The organism is Arthrobacter sp. CAN_A2, assembly GCF_015752045.1.
Lineage (GTDB): Bacteria > Actinomycetota > Actinomycetes > Actinomycetales > Micrococcaceae > Arthrobacter_D.
The window spans coordinates 1-6,157 of sequence record NZ_JADOUS010000033.1 but is presented as its reverse complement, the minus strand read 5'-3'; the positions used below and the strand labels follow the sequence as shown (position 1 = coordinate 6,157).

The following is a 6,157-nucleotide window of genomic DNA, read 5'->3' as shown; positions in this document are numbered from 1 at the left end:
GACGGTTGACGCCCATCGAGTTCGAGACCATCATGAACACGCCAGCCGCCCTGGCTGCGTGACTAAAAATGTCACCTCTTCGTGCAGCAGACCCCCCGCTCAAAGGACTTACCGGAACTGATTAGAGATGTCAGAAGCGAGTTGAAGCTCGAGGTCTCAGGCCAGCCTGGCGATGATCAGAGAATCAAGCTTTACAGCGCACTGACTCAGGTGACCACTGCTGTCGCTGAGCTTCGAAATTTGGGTCTGGGCACAGGGCACGGAATCTCGAGAGGCCCGAAAGCCGATGCTGCCCTAGCCGAACTTGTAGTGACTTCCGTCGTGGGTGTATGCCACTTCTTATTAGCAACGTTCGACAATCTGCCTTAACTCAACATAGGGAAGTCGCGGACTATTTCAGCTACGCTATGGAATTTTCTGAGTGAGTGCAGTCAGAGGCGGTTTGCGAATTAATCCATTGCGGCAATGATTGCGTTTACTGGAACTACAATTACGAACTCACATTGACCAAAAACTAGGGAAACAGATACGGGCTGCAGGCAGTTTAAATTGGAAAGATCATATTGGAATTACCGTCGGGTGAGGTTAGAAACAGCCACTTAACCTCCCGCCCTAAGAGCAAGCTGATCGCTTAGCCAGCCTCATCTGCTCGGGGTCGGGCGAGCAGATTTAGCTTCCTCGTTACGAACGATGCTTTGCTCGAGGCGGGAAGAAGTCCTAGGCGTGGTGATACATGTGCCACTTCAAACGAACCTCCCCCCGTCCAGGCAATGGGTGAGGTGATGCCTCCTCGATCGGTTCCGTTGACGACTGCGTTCAGTCTAGGAACTGTGTAGTCGAGAACGGTTTGAGTTATGCGCTCGACAGCAATCCATCGCCTGCGCATCTTGTGTGCGGTTGCAGCTGTGGTTCCTGAACCTGCGAAGAGGTCCACGACCAGTTCACCTGGGCTCGATGCGATGTGGATGATGCGCTCGAGGAGCTCTTCGGGTTTAGGTGTGTCAAAAACCTCTATGTCGGGGAACAGGTCGAGGAGGTGCCGCTTGGCGTCATCGTTGGTTCCGACATCTGCTGACCCCCACACGGTGAAGGGAACCAGGCCTCTTAGTTGGTGGGCGAAGAGCTTCAAGCGTGGCGACCCTTCGCCGTTCTTGGGGAACCAGATACGATCATCGGCGAGCAGATTGTCGAAGGTGGGCCTGGTTGCGTACCAGCTGCGACCTCGGGGTGGACGCTGTACGACCCCAGAGGGCGTGATGATGTCGTATTGCTGGGCTTTGCGGTAGCCCGGCGCCGTGAACGGCGCGTCCGTCCAGGGGCCGCGCGGGTCATTGTCGCGGTTCCGAAGGGTGGCTTCGTCCTTCGCTAGGAGGTTGCGAGAGGTCTTCCAGGTGCGTGGGCCGCTCGGTGCGTATACCAGGATGGTGTCGTGGTTGGATGAGAACGCTGCTCGGCTGTCGCGCGTGGTCTTTTTCTGCCAGACGATTGAAGCGACGAACGCTTTCTCCCCGAAGACCTCGTCCATGAGCATTCTTGCGCGATGAACCTCAGAATCGTCGAGGTGCACCCACACACTGGCATCGGGTGCCAGATGCGGCACAACTGCTGCAAGGCGGTCGCGCATCATGGACAGCCACATGGAGCGTTGCATCGTGTCGTTGTACTGGCGGAAGTTGACCTGCGTGTTGAAGGGCGGATCGATGTAGACCAGTCGGATACCGCCGGCGAGAGCATCAGTGTTCTCTGCCAGACCTTGGAGTGCATCGAGTGCATCCCCTACGACAAGGACGTTGGACTGGCTGTGAGGCAGCGCGGTGAGAGGGGTGAAGGTCGGACGACTCGCCAGCCGCTTGTCCGTTGGTTGCAGCCACTCGTACCCGGTGAGACCGGATGCTCGCAGCGTGAGGTCCTTGTTCGGCCACACAAGCTCGACGTCGGTCATGTTCTCCCCGCCTAGGTGGCGCCGATTGTCACCGGCCGCCCGTTCAATTGGATACTGTTCCTAATGATCTCATGCACCGGTGACCAACTTGGTGGGTGAACGACTGTGGCGGAGGCCTCCCATCATCGACATGCTCAACCCGCTAGTCACTGCTGCGTCGGAAGCCCCTGCTCCTCATCAGCGGGCAACGAAGCCCTTCCTCAAGTGGGTTGGCGGCAAGACTCGGATCCTTCCGAAGATCCTGCCGTACACCCCTGAGAGCTTTGCCAACTACCACGAGCCGTTCCTTGGCGGTGGGGCGATGTTCTTTGCCCTGCAGGACCGGATACAGGGCGAAGCGCATCTGACCGACCTGAACGAAGACCTGATCAACGCCTGGATAGCCGTTCGCTCGTATCAGGACGAGCTCCGGCCCTGCTTGGACTGGTACAAGGAGCGGGACTCCAAAGAGTTCTACTACGAAGTTCGGGCAACTGTGCCCGACGGCCTCGTTGCCCAGGCGGCCCGCTTCATCTACTTGAATCAAACATCGTGGAACGGGTTGTGGCGGACGAACTCGAAGACCGGCGCCATGAACGTGCCATGGGGAGACCGCCCTTTCAGGAGCCTCTCATCTGAGAATTTACTCGGACTCGAACGCTCGTTGTCTGTGGCTGAGCTTCATTTTGAGGACTTCAGGGAGGCTTGCGCGCGAGCCAAGCCGGGCGACTTCGTGTATCTCGATCCTCCGTACCTTCCGGTATGGTCTAATTCCGACGAAAAAGAACCTACCTCGAAGTTCAACAAATACACGTCCAAGGTGTTCGAACTGGTCGACCTTCAGGATTTGGCAAGCATCTGTGCCGACTTCAGCAGTCGTGGCGTTCACTGGGTAATGTCGAACCGGGACAATGAAGGTGTGCGATCCTTGTTCCCTGACGCAGAAATTGTTGGGTTTACCACCCACCGATCTGTAGCAGCTCAGAGTAAGCGCGCGGTGGAAGCTAGTCGTTCCCCGGAAGCCATCATCATCGGAAGGCAATTCTCGTGACCGCTCAACCCGTCGATGCCGTATGGGTCTGGCACTTCGGCACAGCAGCCCAAAAAGCGACCTACGGTCGCTTAGGAAATGGTTACACCAAGGATTACCTGCAGCTATCAGGCGACTGCGAAGTTCACATGGTGTCGCACTTCCCACCCGCCTACAACGAGGCAACAGCGGACACCCGCTTCAACCTGACATATAAGTGGCCGAAGGGGCAGGCAGCAGGCTTCTTCAAACCATCAGCTGATCGGCATCACCTCTCATGGGGAACAGTTGACGGCGCGCCGGCACCGTGGAAGCTCACCGTCAACCCAGTAGAGGAGGGTCCGGGCACCATTCCGGGTGACCCGACTGGAAGCACCTCGGACGAGGCAAACGAGCATCTGCAAACCCTAGAAGACAAGAACCTAAGCGCCTACCTAGTAGCCATAAAGCTTCGGGCCGAACCTGATGTGTTGCACATACGCGCCTACATCATGAACCCCCCTACCGATCTTGCGTTCGCTAGCACCGAAATCCTGCCTGAAGCCGTACGGGCCCTCACAACGAAGGTAGGGGCATCAAGGGCATGCGCTTCCCTACTCTTCAACGATGAGGGTGCGGAGTTGACGCCTGATGTTGCAGCCGTACTTGAGAAGTTTGAAGACAACCCGAACCTTCTTTTCGTGGGCCCCCCGGGCACTGGCAAGACTGTGTTGTTGGAGCGATTGACAAAGTACATTGAGAACCCAGGCAAAGCCGTTCTTTTTGATCCTGATATGAATCACGATGCTTGGTCGCAGCAGCAGAACGTTGCCCTTCCGGGCAAGACGCGAACAGTGGTCCTGCATCCCAGTTACTCCTACGACAACCTCGTTCTCGGATTAATGCCAGTACCTGCAGACAACGGTGTGGCAGTAGAGGCGTCGACGGGTCCCCTTGTAAACCTGGCTCATTACGCTTCCGAAGGAACGAACAGAGCTCTTCTCGTGCTCGATGAGTTCAACCGCGGCAACGCTGCAGCAGTCCTCGGCGATGTGCTGGCCTTGCTGGACAAGGATAAGCGCGGCAACACATTTGTGGACCTCTCTTACAGCGATCTCAAAGTGTCTGTACCCGAAGAGTTTGCCGCACACGGACATACGACAGTCAGTCCGCGCTTCACCCTTCCGCCGAACTTGTGGATCGCTGCGGCGATGAACAGCAGCGACCGATCGGTAGCACCCCTCGATGCAGCGCTGCGTCGGCGGTTCTCAATCATCGAAATGCCCCCCGACTACGAGTCCTTGAGCGCTCATCTCAAAGCGGACCCAACCGCTGACCTCGGCCTACCGCTCGAGGAATGGACCGTCGGAGCTGTCGGTCACCTCGCCGTTCAACTCCTTCGGACACTCAACGACCGCATCGACGCCGTCCTCGGCCAAGACTTCCGCCTGGGGCAGAGCAACTTCTGGCACGTGACCGGACCAACGACCGAAGCCATGCTGCAGTCACTCGCTGCAGCATGGGATCGCCGCGTCACCCAGACACTACGGCTATCACTGCAAGACAATGACGACTTACTGAGCGCTATCCTCGTCGCTGGGTCAGCTGATCAAGCACCCACCAACCCTCGAAACAGGGCCGCATGGTGGAAAGCGCCCCACCCGTCTTTGGGATCCCACGGGAACGCCCGCCTGCACTTCTCCGAACTCGGTGAGCTTAATGGTGCGGACATCCACAGTGAGCTGTTGCGCCTGTCCAACAACTGATGCAGCGCCTATCGGTGCAGGAGAACCTGCCACAAAACCATCCGTCCAGCACTGTCGCGGCAATCACGGACGCCATCGATCAGCTGCGTCCCGTTCTCGCACCACGCCTCAAACAGCTGAAAGTCTCCGGCACGACGGTTCAGGTTCGGAATCTGATTGGATCCGTTCCGCTCAATGACGGGTCGATCCTTGATATCGAGCCAAAGGTAGAAACCGACGTGTCTTGGGCAGAGGCCGTCGTGCAACTCATCACCGAGACCTCGCGTATCGCCGTGACGGGATCTCAACGCTCGAGCCTGTCGCCTTCAAAAACTGATCTGTCCTCAGCTTTGGCTATTGAGTACGCACGTCGCTTGGAAAAAGCTCTCGCTCAAGAGGGCCCACTGCAGGTGTATGAACACCACCAGCTCACTTCCCGTCGCCCAAATGGACACCTCAACATCGGCAAATGGGTCCGAACAGCGCTCCTGAATCCCGCCATGTTTCCCATCGAGCGCGATGACCTCACAGTCGCCAACGACTTCACTCGTGGCCTTTCCATCGTCGCAGGGTACCTTCGCCGCTCCGCTTCCAGTCAAAGCCTTCGGGCACGTCTACGCCGACTAGAAACGCTCGTCGCGCCAGGAATAGCACTACCAAGTTATGTAAACCCCGCTGTCGCACAACGGCACTTACCTGCACAGTGGGCCAAGTACAAGCCTGCATGGGATATCGCTGCGGCGGTCCTCAGGAACCGTTCTATCGTCGGCGATCCTGGTCGGTCAGTTGGATTAGAAGTTGCTATCGAACCTTGGCCACTTCTGGAGACGCTCCTCGAACGCACTCTCGCCGCCGCAACTCAAATACCGGGAAGCGGCTTACAAGTGGAGCCGAAGGCTCACCACACACTTCTGAAAGTCGGCAAACGCGTTGCAACGAACGTGATCCCTGATGGCATTCTCAGACGAAACGGTACTGTCGTCGCAACTTTTGAGGCTAAGTACACCCGCCTAGGAGAAACGCCATCCGAGAACCATGTATATCAGGCCCTTAGCGCCGCAGCAGCACTTCGATCACCTTTATCGGTAATTGTTTATCCGAGTGCTGAACCGGCAAAGCGATATGACGTTGCAGGATTCAGTGGAACGCCGACTTCGTTGGTCACCATCGGTCTCGACATATACAAGTACAAGCGAGGCCTAGGTGACCAACAACGCGCACAACAAATAACTGAACTACTCGTTTCAAGGTGAATAAAATCAGCTTGACCCGAGGTTCTTCCGAACATTACGATCACCTCATTAAGCTCTCGAAAAAATCACCCCATGATTAGTCTAAAGTGATCTATTGATTTATAGCAACACGATTCCGACGACAGCCGGAAAGCGGCTCTTCTTACTTGAGGTGGGGGTGGTTGAGGCCGCCGCCGATGAGGAGCATGCGTAGGCGGTAGTTGTCGCGGTTGCGGAATCCTCTGGCGAC

5 protein-coding genes are annotated in these 6,157 nt (G+C 56.8%); 4 read left to right on the top strand and 1 reads right to left on the bottom strand.

Annotated features, from left to right (window positions below):
* Positions 1–81: 81 nt before the first annotated feature.
* Positions 82–369, top strand: a complete 288-nt coding sequence (locus IWX63_RS16985; RefSeq protein ID WP_199279170.1) for an abortive infection family protein — start codon at positions 82–84, stop codon at positions 367–369.
* Between the two features lie 262 nt (positions 370–631).
* On the opposite strand, the gene IWX63_RS16105 is transcribed toward IWX63_RS16985, so the two are convergent.
* On the bottom strand, positions 632–1,942 hold the full coding sequence (locus IWX63_RS16105) for a site-specific DNA-methyltransferase (RefSeq protein ID WP_199279169.1): 1,311 nt from the start codon (positions 1,940–1,942) through the stop codon (positions 632–634).
* Positions 1,943–2,021: 79 nt separating this feature from the next.
* Between IWX63_RS16105 and IWX63_RS16100 the strand changes: the two genes are divergently transcribed.
* From IWX63_RS16100 to IWX63_RS16090, 3 genes are read left to right on the top strand one after another with little or no spacing between them, the layout of a single operon-like run.
* Positions 2,022–2,972 (top strand): DNA adenine methylase, encoded by a 951-nt coding sequence (locus IWX63_RS16100; protein WP_199279168.1) that lies wholly within the window; start codon positions 2,022–2,024, stop codon positions 2,970–2,972.
* Positions 2,969–4,696 (top strand): McrB family protein, encoded by a 1,728-nt coding sequence (locus IWX63_RS16095; protein WP_199279167.1) that lies wholly within the window; start codon positions 2,969–2,971, stop codon positions 4,694–4,696. The genes IWX63_RS16100 and IWX63_RS16095 overlap by 4 nt, the downstream gene beginning before the upstream one ends.
* A gap of 14 nt (positions 4,697–4,710) precedes the next feature.
* Positions 4,711–5,928 (top strand): 5-methylcytosine restriction system specificity protein McrC, encoded by a 1,218-nt coding sequence (locus tag IWX63_RS16090; protein ID WP_199279166.1) that lies wholly within the window; start codon positions 4,711–4,713, stop codon positions 5,926–5,928.
* Positions 5,929–6,157: the final 229 nt, after the last annotated feature.

Excerpts from the sequence above, each read along its gene's own strand:
- IWX63_RS16105 (WP_199279169.1), bottom strand. The coding sequence starts at position 1,942 with ATGACCGACGTCGAGCTTGTGTGGCCGAACAAGGACCTCACGCTGCGA.